Origin of the sequence: Mesorhizobium sp. M8A.F.Ca.ET.208.01.1.1 (genome assembly GCF_004791315.1) — a bacterium.
Lineage (GTDB): Bacteria > Pseudomonadota > Alphaproteobacteria > Rhizobiales > Rhizobiaceae > Mesorhizobium.
Genome location: NZ_SRUT01000005.1, coordinates 161,624 through 178,527 on the forward strand (window position 1 = coordinate 161,624; position 16,904 = coordinate 178,527).

Annotated in this window: 13 protein-coding genes; 6 read left to right on the plus strand and 7 right to left on the minus strand. The window is 58.3% G+C overall.

Features of this window, described 5'->3' with window-relative positions:
- Positions 1-431: 431 nt before the first annotated feature.
- The 6 genes from EN851_RS22700 to EN851_RS22730 form a co-directional block, all read right to left on the minus strand.
- Positions 432-1,004 carry a TIGR02444 family protein gene (locus EN851_RS22700; protein ID WP_135906882.1) on the minus strand — a complete coding sequence of 191 codons (573 nt, stop codon included), beginning with the start codon at positions 1,002-1,004 and terminating at the stop codon, positions 432-434.
- A gap of 110 nt (positions 1,005-1,114) precedes the next feature.
- A complete protein-coding gene (locus EN851_RS22705; protein WP_135880828.1) occupies positions 1,115-1,687 on the minus strand; it encodes a UbiX family flavin prenyltransferase in 573 nt (190 codons plus the stop codon).
- Between the two features lie 1,244 nt (positions 1,688-2,931).
- On the minus strand, positions 2,932-3,972 hold the full coding sequence (locus tag EN851_RS22715) for a DUF3445 domain-containing protein (RefSeq protein WP_135906884.1): 1,041 nt from the start codon (positions 3,970-3,972) through the stop codon (positions 2,932-2,934).
- 38 nt (positions 3,973-4,010) lie between these two features.
- Positions 4,011-4,976 carry a PDR/VanB family oxidoreductase gene (locus tag EN851_RS22720; RefSeq protein ID WP_135906885.1) on the minus strand — a complete coding sequence of 322 codons (966 nt, stop codon included), beginning with the start codon at positions 4,974-4,976 and terminating at the stop codon, positions 4,011-4,013.
- Positions 4,973-5,578, minus strand: coding sequence for a dimethylamine monooxygenase subunit DmmA family protein (locus EN851_RS22725; RefSeq protein WP_135906887.1), 606 nt, complete (start codon positions 5,576-5,578; stop codon positions 4,973-4,975). Before EN851_RS22725 ends, EN851_RS22720 begins: the two co-directional genes overlap by 4 nt.
- A gap of 4 nt (positions 5,579-5,582) precedes the next feature.
- The gene (locus EN851_RS22730; RefSeq protein ID WP_135906889.1) at positions 5,583-6,716 is read right to left on the minus strand and encodes an aminomethyltransferase family protein; all 1,134 of its coding nucleotides are present in this window, start codon (positions 6,714-6,716) and stop codon (positions 5,583-5,585) included.
- 908 nt (positions 6,717-7,624) lie between these two features.
- Between EN851_RS22730 and EN851_RS22735 the strand changes: the two genes are divergently transcribed.
- Genes EN851_RS22735 through EN851_RS22745 form a run of 3 tightly spaced genes read left to right on the plus strand, consistent with a single transcriptional unit; the run spans position 7,625 to position 12,392 of the window.
- Positions 7,625-10,375 (plus strand): phosphoenolpyruvate carboxylase, encoded by a 2,751-nt coding sequence (locus EN851_RS22735; protein ID WP_245511648.1) that lies wholly within the window; start codon positions 7,625-7,627, stop codon positions 10,373-10,375.
- Positions 10,376-10,414: 39 nt separating this feature from the next.
- Positions 10,415-11,719, plus strand: a complete 1,305-nt coding sequence (gene glyA / locus EN851_RS22740) for a serine hydroxymethyltransferase (RefSeq protein WP_135906890.1) — start codon at positions 10,415-10,417, stop codon at positions 11,717-11,719.
- A 25-nt stretch (positions 11,720-11,744) separates the two neighbouring features.
- Entirely contained in the window at positions 11,745-12,392 is a 648-nt protein-coding gene (locus EN851_RS22745; RefSeq protein ID WP_135906892.1) for a response regulator transcription factor, read from the plus strand.
- 379 nt (positions 12,393-12,771) lie between these two features.
- Here EN851_RS22745 and EN851_RS36425 read toward each other — a convergent pair whose 3' ends face one another.
- Positions 12,772-13,173 carry a hypothetical protein gene (locus EN851_RS36425; RefSeq protein WP_167531267.1) on the minus strand — a complete coding sequence of 134 codons (402 nt, stop codon included), beginning with the start codon at positions 13,171-13,173 and terminating at the stop codon, positions 12,772-12,774.
- A gap of 359 nt (positions 13,174-13,532) precedes the next feature.
- On the opposite strand from EN851_RS36425, the gene EN851_RS22755 reads away from it, so the two are divergent.
- Genes EN851_RS22755 through EN851_RS22765 form a run of 3 tightly spaced genes read left to right on the plus strand, consistent with a single transcriptional unit; the run spans position 13,533 to position 16,899 of the window.
- Entirely contained in the window at positions 13,533-14,723 is a 1,191-nt protein-coding gene (locus tag EN851_RS22755; protein ID WP_135906894.1) for an aminotransferase class V-fold PLP-dependent enzyme, read from the plus strand.
- 12 nt (positions 14,724-14,735) lie between these two features.
- On the plus strand, positions 14,736-15,701 hold the full coding sequence (locus EN851_RS22760; protein ID WP_135906896.1) for a CoA ester lyase: 966 nt from the start codon (positions 14,736-14,738) through the stop codon (positions 15,699-15,701).
- Positions 15,702-15,714: 13 nt separating this feature from the next.
- Complete coding sequence (locus tag EN851_RS22765) at positions 15,715-16,899, plus strand: malate--CoA ligase subunit beta (RefSeq protein WP_135880819.1); 1,185 nt, start codon at positions 15,715-15,717, stop codon at positions 16,897-16,899.
- The last annotated feature ends 5 nt before the right edge of the window (positions 16,900-16,904 follow it).

The window sequence follows — 16,904 nt, forward strand, 5'->3', positions numbered from 1 at the left end:
ATTAGATGTTTGGCAAAGGTCTCATCCAGGTGCACGACGACTCGACGGGATGCGACTACTTCATCCTGGCCATCGACGGTCAAACTTTTGTTGCTCATCGGTCAAAACCAGATTTTGGCAGGAGCTGTAAAAGCGATAAATCGCTAGTTCCAGATCGGCCTCGACGTGCAATTAATTTTTCGATCGCGAGATTCGGCATCACAGCACAGTACCAGGGCTGGGCAAAGAATTTGCAGTGCCGATCGGTGCGTGGAATCGCGAATTTGTTGAAGCAGCTCGTTCGCACTATGTCATCGCGATCGAGGCGTTCTAGATGGTATTCCGCCCGAACCTAGAGCTTTGGCGTTAACGCGCTTGGGTCGCCCATTGGAGCCTCACAGCGGCCAGTGCTATCGGTAAGCCATCGTTGTAGGGGCCGATGAGGCATAAAATCATCCGATCGAGGATACCGAAGCGGACAAGTGTGAAAGAGCGGTCTGTGGCGGCACGCCGCAACAGAGGGCGATAATTGCGGCCATGTCGTCAAAGTCCTGAACATCCATCTTGCGCCCAAGATGCGAGCTGTAGAGCGCGATGTTCAAGGCAGCCCTTGACGCGGAAACCCGGAGCCCAGACGGTAGGGTGCCAGTATGTTCGACGGCACCTCCAACTAGAATCGTTTGCTCGGCATGCTCGGTGTCAATCTCGACCTTCAGAAGTGCACGGTAGAGGTCGCCTGTTTGTCCAGCCGGCAGGTTTGCCATGCCGCCTTTTGACGCCTTGCGGGCCGCGCGCGTTGGGAGAACCACCGTGCGGTGCCACCGCACAGCCGGAGCAATTATTGCGTCGAACGCATTTTGGTCGAGGTAGGTTGCTGAAGGATCGGACCACCAGAGGCAGAAAAATGCGATATTTACATCAAGCCCAAGCGCATCCTGCAGATTGATACAACGCTCCTTCACTCCTGGGCGGGCGTAGAGTTCTAGAGAAAAACTCCACAAGTCCTTCTCTGCGACGTGAGGCATTCCGTCCTCCCAAGTTCGATCGGGTGCGAGTTAAACCAGCAGTGGGCAAGCCGCGAGCAGGACTGTTCACGCTGTCATTTGTGCGCGAGGGGTGCGTATAGTGCTGGAACCTATGCTCCGGACCACCTGACGAGATCCGGAGGCCTCATTCCAAAGAGATCGAGCGCCCTGCCCACGGTATGATCAACAATGTCATCAATCGTCTGAGGGCGAATATAGAATGCGGGAACCGGTGGCATAACGATAGCACCAGCTTCAGTCACCTGCACCATGCTTTTAAGATGCCCAAGATGAAGCGGGGTCTCTCTCACCAACAGGACCAGCCGTCGCCGTTCCTTCAGGACGACGTCTGCCGCGCGCGTCAATAAGCTCGAAGTAGTGCCATGCGCTATCTCCGAGAGGCTCCTGATGGAGCAGGGCGCCACAATCATGCCAATTGTTTCGAATGAGCCACTTGAAATCGAAGCGGCAACATTTTCGTTGCGATGAACAACGCTAGCCAGTTCCTCAATCTCTTTGATCTTGAGTGAGACCTCATGCGTGGCCGTCAGCTTCGCTGATTTACTCATAACAAGGTGAGTTTCAAGATTCAGACGGCGTGCGATCTCAAGCGCCCGTATCCCGTAGATAATGCCCGAAGCTCCGCTAATTCCCACAATCAGGCGTTTCGACGATCCGGTCAAATGCTACCTCCAAAAATCAACCAACCTATCCTCGACGAACTGCAAAACATATCAAGGGGTGCATCGCCTGAGCAGGTGCAAAGTCGCCGTCCATCTTAAACGTTGCTTGAACCGCGGTTGCTTCAGGAGATCGCTCAACGAAGATTGGGGACGACGCTTAGACGACCGTTAAATGCAGCCAATCCAATGGCGGGGCGGTATATGCTCCTCGCTGTCCACCGTCACGCTAACATCCAGACCGCAGAAGTCAAGACATGTGAGCGAATAACATTTCATGATAGAACATCGTTGTAGGTAACGGCTTCCCTGCGCGCACAACGAGCTATCTCCCAGGGACGTCTCGCGCTGCACGTGGCGGTTGGCTTGAATGGCTTGAATGCGGAGCTTCGCCATCGCCTTAAAGGCAGGAGCCATGCCGGCAACTCGTGAATAGGGCGGAGGTCTTGTTCATAAACTGGAGCACTGCCTCGGGCGATGTTTCGAATCAACCTTCGCCTACAGGGTTCAACATTATGCATTCCACCTTGTGCTCGAGCTAGGCAGCAAGCTTCAGAAGCCGTGGTAACCCGCTCTCGCGGCGGGTGAAAGGTCAGCTCGCGCGAGAACCCGGGTCCCACCAGCGGCATCAACTCGACGCTCTCGATACGGGCAGCGCCCTGGTGCAGGCAGAGAGGGGGCGTAATGGCGACACAGACGCCGGTCGCCACTCTGGCGGCGAGTGCGTCGGAGGTGTCGAATTCGAGCATGCGCGGCGGCTCCGGGCGTGGCGGGCGAAGATGCCACTCGACTTGCGTGCCGCTATGCGAGTGCGCTTTGTGCCAAATGAGCTGATGGTGAGAGAATATCTCGCGCCCGGCAATCGGGACCGAGGTTTTCGAGACTAACAAGAAACAGGGCGCGCTAAACAGCGGATGACCGATGCCGCCGTCACCTCCTCGACGAAGACCTAGTTAGCGCCCATCCGGGCTGGCATGACGCTTTGCGATCCCACCTTAGCTCTGGCCAATCATCCCGCTGCGGCCCGTGTTTGTGTTCACAAAATGGTCTAGGTCAGATCGTGGCAAGATCGAATCCGTAAAAAATGGGCCACTCTTTGTTGGAGCGGCCCCAGCTGGGGAGACAAATCAGATGATCAAAACCGTCCGTTTGGCGTTATTCCAAAGCAAGTTCCGACACGACCCAGTGCATCGACAAGAGTTCGATACCTTTCCGGCTGATGTCTTGCTGCGACTGCGTCGGTAGGGTCAGTTCGGCCCAAACCCGGGCGAAGTCGGGCTCCCGTCGTCGAGTTTAGACAGCCAATCGATCAGGGCCGGGCGGTAGCGTGTAAGGCCCTTGTAGGTTGCAAGTTCTTCGGGCAGGTCGCGGATGACGCGGTGCAGGCGCCGCGCCCATTTCGGCTGCGTCACCAGTTCGTCCATCTTGATCAGGTAGCAGCGGATCGGGAAGACGATGCCGTTGGAGCGCGGCAGCCGCCAGAAGCTCTGCAATTCGACCCGCAGATGCACCTTGTCGCCGACGTTCTCGGGCGTCACCGTTGCCCGGTCCGGGCCCCATTTGTGGTAGTTTTCGGGGCTGGTATCGAGGCGCGGATTGACGGTCATCGTCCAGTTCAGTCGCCTGGCCGGTTTGCCCTGCTGGATATTGGTGAGGAATTTCAGCGCCCTGACGAAAATCCCCTTCTCGTGCGCCAGCGGCACTGGCGCGTGCCACTCGAAGAAGTTCATGCCGATGTCGAAATCGAGCGACCAGTCGGCCTGGGTGGTGACCATGCCGGCATCCATCCACAGATTGCCGTCGCGCTGGTCGAGGATGCAGAAATCGCCCTGGCTCTGGCGGGTGATGTATTCCATCGGCCCGTAAGGCAGCGTCGAGGTGTCGCCGAAGGTGAAGGTGTCATCGATGCCGAGCGGCCGGTTGATCCAGCGCCAGCGATCGCCGTTTCGCTCCAGGGTGAAATGCTCGGGGTAACCCAGCGCCTGCTGTTCCATCAGAAGCTCAAGCAGGTCCCAGCCGGCCAGCGTCATGTGCGGCAGCGACTGGCAGCGCAGCGGGTCCTCGGCCAGCACCAAAGCGCGGTCCTGCATCTCGGCGACATAGTGCTCGTCGACGTCGATCAGGTTTTCCAACACGCTGCCCTTGGGACCAACAACATGCGGCTCGATATTGACCGCATACATGTAGCTGTCTTCGTGGAACGGAAACGGGAAGCGCTTGATCTGCTCCGGGCTGTTCCTGAAGGTAAAGTCGCCCCGGAACGTCTCTTTTCTAAAGTCAATTCCCATAACATCCTCCTCCTGACCGACGAACGCGCCGATATGCCTCAGCGTTCAAGCACCAACGATTTGCCCTCGAAGCGGGAGACGCATGGCATGATCTTGCAGCCTGAACGGTGGTCTTCCTCGCTCAGCCAATGGTCGTTGTGGATGAACTTGCCGTCATACGAGATGACGTTGGTCTCGCACTGGCCGCAGACGCCGCCGCGGCAGAGATAGGGCGGATCGACACCGGCGGCTTCGATGGCTTCAAGCAGGCTTTGCTGCTCGCCGATGCGGATGGTCTTGCCGCTGACGGCAAGTGTCACGTCGAAAGGCAGGCCGGGCTGGGGCGCCGCGAAATGCTCGTAGTGTACGGTCTCCGAGGGCCAGCCCAGCTCTGCAGCGCGGGCGCGGACCCAGTTGATCATGCCGGCCGGGCCGCAGACATAGAGATGCGTGCCCAGCGGCTGCGACGACAACAGCCGGTCCAGCTCGATGCGCTCGTCGCGATCGTCGTGATAGAGCCTGATGCGGTTGCCATAGCGCTCCTGCAGCACGTCGGCATAGGTGCCGAGCGAGGCGGTGCGGCAGGTGTAGTGCAGTTCGAAATTGCCGCCGGACCCGGCGAGCTGCGCGGTCTGCGCCATGAACGGCGTGATGCCGATGCCGCCGGCCAGCATCAGATGCTTCTTCGCCCTGAGGTCGAGCGAGAACAGATTGACGGGGTAGCTGACCACCATCTCCAGGCCGGGCTTGACCGACCGGTGCATGAACAGCGAGCCGCCGCGGCCGACATCGTCGCGGCGCACCGAGATGGTGTATTCGCGCGTGTCGAGCGGCGAGCCCATCAGTGAATAAGGATTGAGCCTTGTGAGGTCGCCGTCGCGCATCTCGACCACGACATGGGCGCCGCCGGAAAAGGTCGGCAAAAGCTCCCCGTCACGGCGGCGGAAATGGAAGCGCGTGACCAGTTCGTTGACCGGGACGACATCGCTGACCACGACATCGAGCTTGGTGGTGCCGGTGCTCATCGGAAGATCTCCTCCATCGGAGGGATTTCGCTGCGATCCTCGGCGTTGATGCAAACACCCTGGAACGCGGCAAGGCGCCGCGAATAATGATCGCGCACCAGAAGCAGCAAGCCGCAATGTGCGCAGGTCGCCGGCTGCGTCGTCACGTTCTCGGTGATGCCCTTGCAGTGGACGCACTGCATGCGCCGCGCCAGCGAGCCCCGATGCTCGGTCTGGATCGAGGTGTGGTCGATGCCGGCTTCGAGGGCCACCTGCATGGCCTGGCCAATCAGGCCTTCGGTACCGGCAAGGTAGAGACGCAAGCCCATATGCGCGTTGGCCAGCGTTTGCTTCAATCGCGGCAACAGGCTGGCGAAGGACGGCGCCTGATGAAACTGCCCCGGCTTCAGCGCTTCGAGAGCGGCGACGTGTTTGCCGTCCGGATCCGGGATATAGACGATTTCGGCGCCTTCGAAAAATCCGGCCGGCGCTCTTGCGGCCATATCTGAAATAGCAAGAGCTCCTTCCGCGTCAGCAACAAAAAGGTGGTGGCTTCCGGTCTGCGGGGACAATGTTCCGAAGACCGGCCGACTGAGAATCGTCTTTACCGGCGTGGTGTCCAACGCCTCATCCCTTCGCAGTGCGCTTGATCTTCTTGGGGTCGTCAAACGGCAATGGCTGGGCGGTGGCCTTGATGGCACCGCTCTTGTTGCGAATCTCGAGCTTGGTGTCCTTGACCGCGCAGTCGACGTCGAGCCGGGCGATGCCCATCGATTTCTTGACCAGCGGCGAATACATGGCGCAGGTCACCACGCCAACTTGTCTGCCGTCGCGATAGACCGGCGCGCCTTCGTCGGCCGGCTCCTTGCCTTCGAGTAGCACACCATAGATCTTGAAGCGCTCCTTGCCCTTGAGGCGGTAATGCTCCTCGGCGCCACGAAAACCGGTCTTTCCAGGGCTGACGGTGAAGTCGAGGCCGAGTTCCCACAGCGTGTCGCCAGGGCCTTCATTCTCGAACGGGTATTTCTGCGAATTGTCGTAGGGGTAGAAAAGCAAATAACTTTCGACGCGCAGCATATCGAGCGTGGTGAAGCGGCAAGGAATGATGCCGAGGCTTTTGCCCTCATCGAGGATTCTGTCCCAGATCGTGCCGGCATCCTGGCCGCGGCAGAAGATTTCGTAGCCGCGCTCGCCTGTATAGCCGGTGCGCGAAATCATCACGGGAAAGCCGAACAGCTGCGTCTGCATGTGGTGGAAATAGTTGAGGTCGCGGATGCCCGGCACGTGCTTGGCCAGATAGTCGACCGCTGTCGGACCCTGCAGCGACAAATCATGCAGATTGTCGTCGAAGCGAACGGAAACATCGCGGCCGATCGACGCCCGGGTCAGTTCTTCATGACCAGACCCTGAGCCATGGACGACCATCCAGGAATTGGTGGATATCCGGTAGATGACACAATCATCGGTGAATTTGCCTTGGTCATTCAGCATGCACGCATAGACAGATTTGCCGGGATAGATTTTTTCGACATCACGGGTGGTTGCGAGATCGATGAGATGCGAGGCGTGCGGCCCTGTGATGTGCACCTTCTTCAGGCCCGACACATCCATAAGTCCGGCCTTGGTGCGGATGGCGATGTACTCCTCGTCGGCATCCTTGTCGTAGGTCCAGGCGGTTCCCATGCCGCTCCAGTCTTCGAGTTTCGAACCCAGCGCCCGGTGGCGATCCGCCAGGGTCGAAAATCTCCAGGATGCCGTCATCAGTAGTCCTCCTCCGAAACTGTCTCAATCGCGTCCGCGCTTTGCCTAAGGCTGGCGCCAAGTAAACCATACTGAACTGAAATTCGAGCGCAGTGCAATACCCATATGCAATAAAGTTTACTGTAAGGCAACTTTTCGGTTTGCGAGCCTACCGCCGAACTCGTAAAGAATGCCTGCCCTAAAGGAACAGTTATGCGCTTTCAGAAATGAGGCTAGAGCGTCGAGATGGTTGGAGTGACCTCGTAGTTCCTGTGACGACTATGAAAGCCATTAAATTCAAGGTCTTGAAAGTGGAAGCGCGCGGCTGCGGGGCACCGCCGCGAGCCCTCAATCATGTCCGCCAGGCAGTTGACGAGGCCTTCGTATTCCCTGTGGATTGCTAGAAAACTCGCGTGCGGGAAACGATCCTGATGATGGCGAATGAGTTCGTTGGCGTCCTTCCCCAGCAGGATGGACGCGCCCCCCTTTGAGCTAGAGTCGACAAGAACCGTTCTGGCCAAGTGGGATGCATCTGTCTGGCCTCAACGGGAGCTTCGCAAACAGCCAAGGGGCTTGCCACCTCTGTCATCTGAAAAAGGGGAAATGGCGATGGTCCGGCGAAAAGTTCGTCGTTCGCGTCGACACAACTGCTTGGCGATGTGCCAAATGCGCGGCGAACGGCGTCAGACCCGCAGCTGATCTGCTGGATCCCTGTGTCGCTCCTGTCGGGGACTCCATCCGGAGGATGGCTGGTGCTGCTGAGCGGGACATAGGCTGTAAGCATCTGAAAAAATTACATTTAATTATATCCTACGCCGCCGACAATATGCTACTTGAAGCGTTGCTTTTACACTGATATGAATATAAAATTCATTGCAGGAATATCAGAAACCCCTCAAGTATGCCCCAGGGGCCGAAGGGTCACGAAGATGATCATGCTCCCGGAACAGGACCATCGCCCAAGAGACGAGCAGGGCGATGTTTTGGAAGAAAATCGGCCAATGAATTTCCGTGAAGATGCCCGCAGCTTGCTGTTCCGACTGCTCTTGTCGGTTGTGGCCGAACGCGAGCCAGACATAGCCGAAGTGCTGAATGGGCAAGTCGATCTCGACACATTGCCAAAGGAACGGCGCATCGCCGCTCTGCAGGCCGCTGGCATCTGGTTTCAGCTCCTGGCCATTGCCAGAGAACTGGCTGCAATGCGCTCACGCCGGGAGCTTGAGCAGGCCGGCGGGGCCGACGAGGTGATCGGGTCATTCTCCAATGTGGTTGGCCAGATCGCAGCGCAAGGCTACTCGGCCGCGACTGTACAGGAGGTCCTGAACGGGCTCTGTGTCGGACCGACGATGACGGCGCACCCTACCGAAGCAAAGCGCGTGACGGTGCTTGAGATTCACCGGCGCATCTACCGCAAATTGACGGAACTGGAGCAGCAGCGATGGGCGCCACGTGAGCGCGATACTCTGGTCCGCGATCTGAAGAGTGAGATCGAAATCCTGTGGATGACCGGCGAGCTAAGGCTGGAGCGCCCTTCCGTCGAGCGAGAGATTGCCTGGGGATTGCATTTTTTTCGTGAGGTGATTTTTGAGGCGACGACGCAGCTCTATGAGACCTTGGAGGGAGCATTGCGCCGGCACTATCCGCAGCATGATCTCAAGACGCCGTCGTTCATGCGCTATGGTTCCTGGATTGGGGGCGATCGCGATGGCAACCCCTATGTGACGGCAAAGATCACTGCATTTGCCTTGTCTGAGTGTCGCAACGCGGCCATCGAATGGTACCGGGAAAAGGTACGGCGGCTGGTCACAGTTTTGAGTGCCAGTTCCAATGTTGTCGATATGCCGGAGTTCTTTGGATCTGCGCTGACGGTGGCGCTTGATAAAAGCGGTGATGGACAGCAGATCGCGACGAGGAATTCGAATGAACCTCTTCGGCAGTTCGCTGCAGCCATGCTGTGTCGGCTTGATGCGCTGCATGGCAGGGGAAGTGGTGTTGCCTATCAGAATGAAGAGGGTTTCAGGAAGGACCTGCTAACGCTTTCGAAGGTGCTTGACGCCATCGGAGGCAATCTGATTGCCAAACGCTTCGTCCATCCGCTGGTGAGGCAGCTCGATACTTTTGGTTTTCGCACCGTGTCGCTGGATATCCGACAGAATTCGACGGTGGTCAATCGCGTCCTGGCGGAACTGTTCGCAGCAGCCTCGCCGCATGTTCCGGCGTGTCAACCTGGAAGCCCACAGTGGTCGGCGCGCATACGCGAAAGCCTTCACGCCGGCGAACGGCTCGAGATCAAACGAGACAATCTTGGTGAGGAAGCACGTGAACTCCTCGATCTGTTTGATGTCATTCGCGACGCTGCGCTTGAAAGTGGTAACACGTCGATCGGCACCTTCATCCTGTCCATGACACAGTCTCCCGAGGACATTCTGGCGGTATACCTCCTTGCCCAGTATTGCGGTCTGGCGACCGCTCTCGATGGATCTGGCACGATCAGGCTCAAGGTCGTGCCCCTGTTCGAAACGATTGGCGATCTGCGCTCAGCACCAGAGATCATGGATCAATTGCTGGCGACGTCGATTGTTCGTCGATCGATACGTGACTTCGCCAACCGTCAGGAGATCATGCTCGGCTATTCTGACTCCAACAAGGATGGCGGGTTCCTCGCCTCTAACTGGGAATTGAGCAAAGCCCAGAAACGACTCACGCGGACGGGTCAGAAAAACAAGATCAAGATCAGCTTCTTCCATGGTCGTGGTGGATCGGTCAGCCGTGGCGGTGCGCCGACTGGAAGGGCGATCGCGGCCCAGCCCGCGCAAACAGTTGGTGGCGTGATGCGCGTGACTGAACAAGGCGAGGTGGTGTCTTCGAAATTCGCCAATCGCGGAACAGGGCTCTATCAGCTCGAAATCCTCGCCGCGAGTGTATTGGCCCACAGCGTCAAGTCGGCCGACGAGGCCGAACTTAAGGACAATCCGGAATTCGAAGAAGCGCTCGATGCCCTGACCGGCATGTCGCAGGCCTCCTATGCCAGCCTGATCAACGAGCCGGGATTCATCGACTATTTCAACCAGGCGAGTCCCGTCGAAGAGCTCGCCCTCCTGAAGATCGGGTCGAGACCTCCGCGTCGTTTTGGTGCAAGCAGCCTTGCTGATCTTCGAGCCATACCGTGGGTCTTTGCCTGGAGCCAGAACCGTCATCTTCTGACGGGATGGTACGGTATCGGCAGCGCATTGAATTCGTTCGTCTCCGTGCGAGGCGATCATGGCATTAATCTGCTGAAGCAGATGTTCGAGCGTTCGCGTTTCTTCCGCCTGATCGTCGATGAGGTGGACAAGACGCTATACCAGGCTGACATGGAAATTGGCCGCCTATATGCCGGGCTTGTCACTGATCCTGAGACAGGCGAGCGCATCCATAAGAAGATTGCTGCCGAATATCAGCTGACGCGCCGCATAATCGGGGAGATCACCGGCCCGGTCGACCTGTCGCGACGCTTTCCTGCGTTTAAGCGCCACTTCGACCGAACCCGACCGCAGATGGACGACATCCACAAGCTTCAGGTGAAGTTACTGCATGAGGTCCGAACGCATGATGGTTCGAAGCCAAGTCCTAAGCGGGCAATCAATGCGCTTCTGTTGTCGATCAACTGCATATCCGCTGGCCTTGGATGGACCGGCTAGCATCAGAGCTCGCTATTGTGCTGAATAAGGAGGACACAAATGAATATTCCGACAAGACCGGACCTTGGCAGCCTCGGCCAGTTCTTTCGCACAGGCGTTGCAGAATCCGATCCGGCCGTCGACGCCGCGATGAATCGTGAACTGCAAAGGCAGCGGGACGAGATCGAACTGATCGCTTCGGAAAACATCGTTTCAAAGGCGGTGCTGGAGGCCCAAGGGTCTGTCCTGACCAACAAATACGCCGAGGGATATCCTGGCCGGCGTTACTACGGCGGTTGCCAGTATGTCGACGAGATAGAAGAACTGGCCCGCAATCGTGCCATGGAGCTGTTCGACTGCACTTATGCCAACGTGCAGCCCAATTCTGGCAGCCAGGCGAACCAGTCGGTCTTCATGGCGCTGATGCAGCCGGGTGACACGTTCATGGGGCTCAACCTTGCCGCCGGCGGCCACCTCACTCACGGATCTCCAGTCAGCCAATCGGGTAAGTGGTTCAACGTTGTCTCCTATGGCGTGAGGCCGCAGGATCAGCGGATTGACTATGATGAGGTGCGTCATCTCGCAATCAAGCATCGGCCGAAACTCATTCTGGCTGGCGGCTCGGCCTATCCTCGCATCATCGATTTCGAAATCTTCCGCAACATCTGTGACGAAGTTGGCGCCAAACTCTTTGTCGACATGGCCCATTTTGCCGGTCTGGTTGCAGGCGGGGTACATCCCAATCCGTTGCAGCACGCGCATGTCGTGAGCACCACCACGCACAAGACGCTGAGAGGTCCGCGCGGTGGCATGGTGCTGTCCAATGACGAGGAGATTGGGAAGAAGATCAACTCGTCGGTGTTTCCAGGCATCCAAGGGGGACCCTTGATGCATGTTATCGCAGGCAAGGCGGTTGCATTCGGTGAGGCGTTGAAGCCCGCGTTCAAAACCTATGCCGCCAATGTTGTCGCAAATGCCAAGGCTCTGGCCGAAACCATCGCGGCTGGTGGGGTGGACATCGTGTCCGGCGGCACGGACACCCATCTGATGCTCGTCGATCTGCGCCGCAAGCAATTGACCGGAAAGACTGTGGAAGCCGCTCTCGGTCGCGCTCACATCACCTGCAATAAGAACGGTATCCCCTTCGATCCGCAGACCCCTGCAGTCACTTCTGGGATCAGGCTCGGGACCCCCGCTTGTACGACGCGCGGCTTCATGGCCGAAGAATTTCGTCAGGTAGGGAAATTGACGATGAAGGTTGTCGACGGGCTTCTGGCAAACGGGGAACAAGGCAACAAGGCCGTCGAGAACGAAGTTCGCGAAGAAGTGGGCACGCTGGTGCGCAGGTTCCCCATCTACGATTAAACCGGGTTCAGGATCGACAATACCCATGGCCGAAGTGAACAGATTCAAGGTTATGATCGCGGACCGCAACCCGCTGGTCTTAAGTGCCCTTTGCGACATGATAAACAAGGATCAGCGTTTTGAACTCGCACAATGCGTTCAGAGCGGGGAAGCCTTCATCAAGGCGGCTTCCGAGCCGGTCTGCGCCTTTGATGTCGCGGTCGTCGGTTGGAAGCTGTCAGATATGGATGGTGGCGAGGTCCTAGCCGCGTTGCGAAGGCTCGAGCTTCACGTGCGTGTCGTGGTCTTCTCCAATGAGCACGACACCGCCATTTTGAAACAGTGCGTTCGCATGGGAGCACAAGGCTTTTGCTATCAGTTCGACGATCCATGTATTCTCTTCGAAACGTTACTCGTCGTCGCGAGAGGCAGGATCTGCATACCTTTCATCGATGTCGCCAAAATTAACGATACACCGTTGTCAAAACTTACACCGCGGGAGCGAGAGTTGCTGGCCGTTCTGGCGGACGGTTGGACCAATCTACAGATCGCGACGCGCACCGGTCTTTCCGAAAACACGGTCAAATACCATCTGAAAAATCTCTACGACAAGCTCGATGCACGCAATCGTGCTATGGCCGTGGCGCTGTATGCTGCAGAGAAGAAGCGGGGCGTGCCGCAAACTATCCGCTAAGTCCGGCAGACGACCTGGTGTCATTCACTCCACGTTCTGGCGCAGGCGGTCGGTCATTGAAGAAGGCCGCTTCACGCAGGGTTTGTTCTTGCCATCAGGCTCCAGCATGCGCCTGTCCGATTTCGCGCGCCAGACGCCCGCGATGCAGCACGCTTTTGGGTCGAACACGCACCCGCCGGTGATTTAGAAATATTCCTTTTAGGAAAGAAATATTATTTGTAGTATTCGTTTGGTTAAGCTATGGTTGGGCCGATAAAGGCAGAACGTCCTGCGAGACAGGTGCTATATGCAGGCATGTTTTTGCGAAACGCCGAGCGCGGAGTTCGTCATTTCCATGGAAATTGCCAACGTTTGCCCAGGCGGATTTCATCAACGTGGCTCATGCGAGGCGTCGCGCTTTCTGCCGCCGCTTCACGACGGGCATGCCCCATTCGGGCTTCATTTGTCTTTCCAGGATGCATTGGATTCTTACGAAGAATGGGCGGCTGAGGCCGACGAACCGTCGGTTGCGGTTGATGGTCAGCATGTGACGATCAGCTCCGTTTTCTGCCGAATGAGTGATTGCAAGGACCTGCTTCCCCGGCGCATGCTCGATGCACTGGTCGTTCTGGTTCCGCCAGAGGCTCAGAGATCGCTTGAAGCGGGTCGGACCACGTTTGCAAACGGGAGCCGACTGTTGTTGGCCATGTGCCATCAACGCCGCACCTGTCGTCGACAGATGCATAGTGACGAGCTGGCGCTCAATCACGTCGATTCGCTCCGGATGGAAAATATAATTCAAAAAATATTATCTCGGATTTATTGTTCCAAAGAGATATCCGCACCTCAGGTCAATATTATTTAAAATTCTAGTTGTAAAAAAAGACATCGAAGTCATTCACAAATTTCTCTGGCTAGTACAGACAGTCATACTGATAACTGTCAGTGGTCTTGCGTGCGGTATAATTGAAAAGGGTAGGTTTGTCCTACCCTTTTGGGTCATGATGGAGTGCTCATATGGGCCTATTTCGAGGCGGGATCTTTGTATTTTCTCCCCGGATGGGTGTTGTTTCGAATGGGCCGAGATATCTATGCTCCAATCGGAAGCAGGCGATGCCTTCAGAGCCGGGATTCGCCAAGCCGATATGAGGAGAATCTGTCATGGCCGGATACAACCATCTTTTCATCCCAGGACCGACCAACGTTCCTGAACGGGTCCGGCAGGCGATGAATGTTCCGATGGAGGACATGCGCGCCGGATCATTTCCGGAATTCACGCTGCCGTTGTTTGAAGACATCAAGAAGGTGTTCAAGAACGAGACCGGCCGCGTCTTCATATACCCCTCGTCAGGCACTGGCGCCTGGGAAGCGGCGATGACCAACGTGCTGAGCCCCGGCGACGGGGTGCTGATGTCACGGTTCGGCCAGTTCTCGCACCTTTGGATCGACATGGCCGAACGTCTCGGCTTCGTTGTGGATGCAATCGATTGCGAGTGGGGGACCGGTGTTCCGCTCGAGCTCTACGCCGAGCGGCTGAAGGCCGATAAGGGGCACCAGATCAAAGCGGTGTTCTGTACGCAAAACGAAACCGCCACCGGCGTGACCAGTGATGTCGCTGGTTGCCGTGCCACACTCGACGCGATTGGTCATCCTGCGCTGCTCTTCGTCGACGGTGTGTCATCGATCGGCTCAATCGATTTCCGACAGGAAGAATGGGGTGTCGACTGCGCCGTCAGCGGTTCCCAAAAGGGCTTCATGATGCCTGCGGGTCTCGGATTCTTATCGGTCAGCAAAAAAGCCATCGCCGCCTCTAGAGAGGCGACCCATCGGCGCTGCTATTTCTCGTTCGAGGACATGATCCGCGCCAACGATGCCGGCTATTTCCCCTACACGCCGGCGACACAGCTGCTGCGCGGCCTGCGCGCCTCGCTCGATCTGATCGCTGAGGAAGGGCTCGACAACATCTTCGCCCGTCACCATCGCCTCGCCGAAGGCGTGCGCAAGGCGGTCGACGCCTGGGGCCTGAAGCTGTGCGCAAAGGCGCCGAAATGGCACTCCGACACCGTCAGCGCCATCCTGGTGCCGGAAGGCATCGACAGCGGTGACGTCGTCAAGCGCGCCTACGGCACCTATCAGACCTCGCTCGGCGGCGGCCTCAACAAGGTGATGGGCAAGGTCTTCCGCATCGGTCATCTCGGTTGGCTGAACGAGGTGATGGTTCTGGCGTCACTGTCCGCCGCCGAACTGGCGCTGCTCGACTGCGGCGTCAAGCTGGCGCCGGGCTCCGGCGTCGGCGCCGCCATCCAGCATTTCCGCGCCTCGGCCGCGATGCCGGTCGCCGAAGCCGCCTGAGGGGAACCGACGATGAGCCACACCATCAACCATTTGAAAAAATTGCGGCTGCAGCGCAGCGAACTGGCGGTTCCCGGCTCCAGCCCGGAAATGATCGACAAGGCGGCCAACAGCGCCGCCGACTTCGTCTTCCTCGACATCGAGGACGCCGTCGCCCCGCCCGACAAGGAGCGCGCCCGCAAGAACATCATCCAGGCGCTCAACGACATCGACTGGCGCGCCAAGGGCAAGACCGTATCGGTGCGCATCAACGGTCTCGATACGCACTACATGTACCGCGACGTCGTGGACGTCATGGAACAGGCCGGGGACCGGCTGGACACCATTCTGGTTCCGAAGGTCGGCGTGTCGGCCGACCTCTACATGGTCGAAGCCATGGTCAACCAGATCGAGATGGCCAAGGGCTACAAGACCCGGGTCGGTCTCGAAGCGCTGATCGAGACCGCGCTCGGCATGGCCAATGTCGAGGCCATCGCCGCGACGCCCGGCCGGCTGGAGGCCATGCATTTTGGCGTCGCCGACTATGCCGCCAGCAACAAGGCGCGGACCGTCAACATTGGCGGCCTCAACCCCGATTATCCCGGCGACCAGTGGCATTTCGCCCTGTCGCGCATGACCGTCGCCTGCCGCGCCTATGGCCTGCGCGCCATTGACGGGCCGTTCGGCGATTTCTCCGATCCGGAAGGCTACAAGGCGGCCGCCCGGCGCGCCGCCGCACTCGGCATCGAAGGCAAATGGGCGATCCACCCCTCGCAGGTCGCGCTCGCCAACGACGTCTTCTCACCGCCGGAAAAGGAGGTGACGCGGGCCAGGCGGATCATTGAAGTGCTCAAGGAAGCGGAGGAGCAGGGCAAGGGTGCTGCGTCTCTGGATGGCAAGATGATCGACGCTGCATCGGAACGCATGGCGCGCAACGTCCTGGTCACGCACGAAGCCATCGAGCGTCCGATGCATTTACGCGAAGCCGCACAGAACTGAGGAGGAGTTCGACATGGACATCCACGAATATCAGGCGAAAGAATTGCTCTCCCGTCATGGGATCCATGTGCCGCGCGGCGGGCTGGCCTATAGCCCCGAGCAGGCAACGTATCGTGCCAGCGAAATCGGCGGCAGCAAATGGGTCGTCAAGGCGCAGGTTCATTCCGGCGCTCGCGGCAAGGCCGGCGGCATCAAAGTCTGTGCTTCCGACCAGGAGGTGTGCGATGCCGCCGAGTCCATGCTGGGCAGGAAGCTGGTGACCCACCAGACCGGCCCACGCGGCAAGCTGGTATCGCGGCTCTATATCGAGGAGACGGTCGAGATCCAACAGGAAATCTATCTCGCCTTTGTGCTGGATCGTAAGGCCGAGAGGGTCATGATCATAGCTTCCGCTTCTGGCGGCATGGAGATCGAAGAAATCGCGGAGAAAAAGCCTGACTCGATCATTCGGGCAACAGTCGATCCCGGTACGGGTATGCAGCAATACCAGGCGCGCGAAATCGCCTTTGGTCTGGGCCTGGAAACCAAATTGATCGGAAAGGCGACCGAGACGCTTCTGGGTTGCTATCGGGTGTTTCGCGACTATGACGCCGCGATGCTGGAAATCAACCCATTGGTCATCACCGGAGACGGCAATCTGATGGCCCTGGACGCCAAGATGTCGTTCGACGAGAACGCCTTGTTCCGGCGGCCGGAAATCTCCGAACTGCGCGACAAGAGCCAGGAAGACCCACGCGAAACCTTCGCCAGCGACCGCGGCCTCTCCTATGTCGGCCTCGACGGCAATATTGGCTGCATCATCAACGGCGCCGGCCTCGCCATGGCGACGATGGACATGATCAAGATCGCCGGCGGCGAGCCGGCCAACTTCCTCGACATCGGCGGTGGCGCCTCGCCGGAGCGGGTCGCGAAATCCTTCCGCGCCGTGCTTGGCGACAAGAATGTCGAGACCATCCTGGTCAACATCTTCGCCGGCATCAACCGCTGCGACTGGGTTGCGGAGGGCGTCATCAAGGCAATACGGGAAGTCGGCGTCAACGTGCCGCTGGTGGTGCGGCTTGCCGGCACCAAGGTCGAGGAAGGGCGCCGCATCCTGGCCGATTCAGGCGAGGCGGTGATTGTCGCCGACACGCTGGCGGAAGCCGCCGAAAAGGCCGTCGCCGCCTGGCGCGCGGCCACCAAGAAAAAAGCAGCCTGAGGGAG

Excerpts from the sequence above, each read along its gene's own strand:
- EN851_RS22700 (WP_135906882.1), bottom strand. The coding sequence starts at position 1,004 with ATGCCTCACGTCGCAGAGAAGGACTTGTGGAGTTTTTCTCTAGAACTC.
- EN851_RS22715 (WP_135906884.1), bottom strand. The coding sequence starts at position 3,972 with ATGGGAATTGACTTTAGAAAAGAGACGTTCCGGGGCGACTTTACCTTC.
- EN851_RS22720 (WP_135906885.1), bottom strand. The coding sequence starts at position 4,976 with ATGAGCACCGGCACCACCAAGCTCGATGTCGTGGTCAGCGATGTCGTC.
- EN851_RS22730 (WP_135906889.1), bottom strand. The coding sequence starts at position 6,716 with ATGACGGCATCCTGGAGATTTTCGACCCTGGCGGATCGCCACCGGGCG.
- EN851_RS22735 (WP_245511648.1), top strand. The coding sequence starts at position 7,625 with ATGATCATGCTCCCGGAACAGGACCATCGCCCAAGAGACGAGCAGGGC.
- glyA (WP_135906890.1), top strand. The coding sequence starts at position 10,415 with ATGAATATTCCGACAAGACCGGACCTTGGCAGCCTCGGCCAGTTCTTT.
- EN851_RS22745 (WP_135906892.1), top strand. The coding sequence starts at position 11,745 with ATGGCCGAAGTGAACAGATTCAAGGTTATGATCGCGGACCGCAACCCG.
- EN851_RS22755 (WP_135906894.1), top strand. The coding sequence starts at position 13,533 with ATGGCCGGATACAACCATCTTTTCATCCCAGGACCGACCAACGTTCCT.
- EN851_RS22760 (WP_135906896.1), top strand. The coding sequence starts at position 14,736 with ATGAGCCACACCATCAACCATTTGAAAAAATTGCGGCTGCAGCGCAGC.
- EN851_RS22765 (WP_135880819.1), top strand. The coding sequence starts at position 15,715 with ATGGACATCCACGAATATCAGGCGAAAGAATTGCTCTCCCGTCATGGG.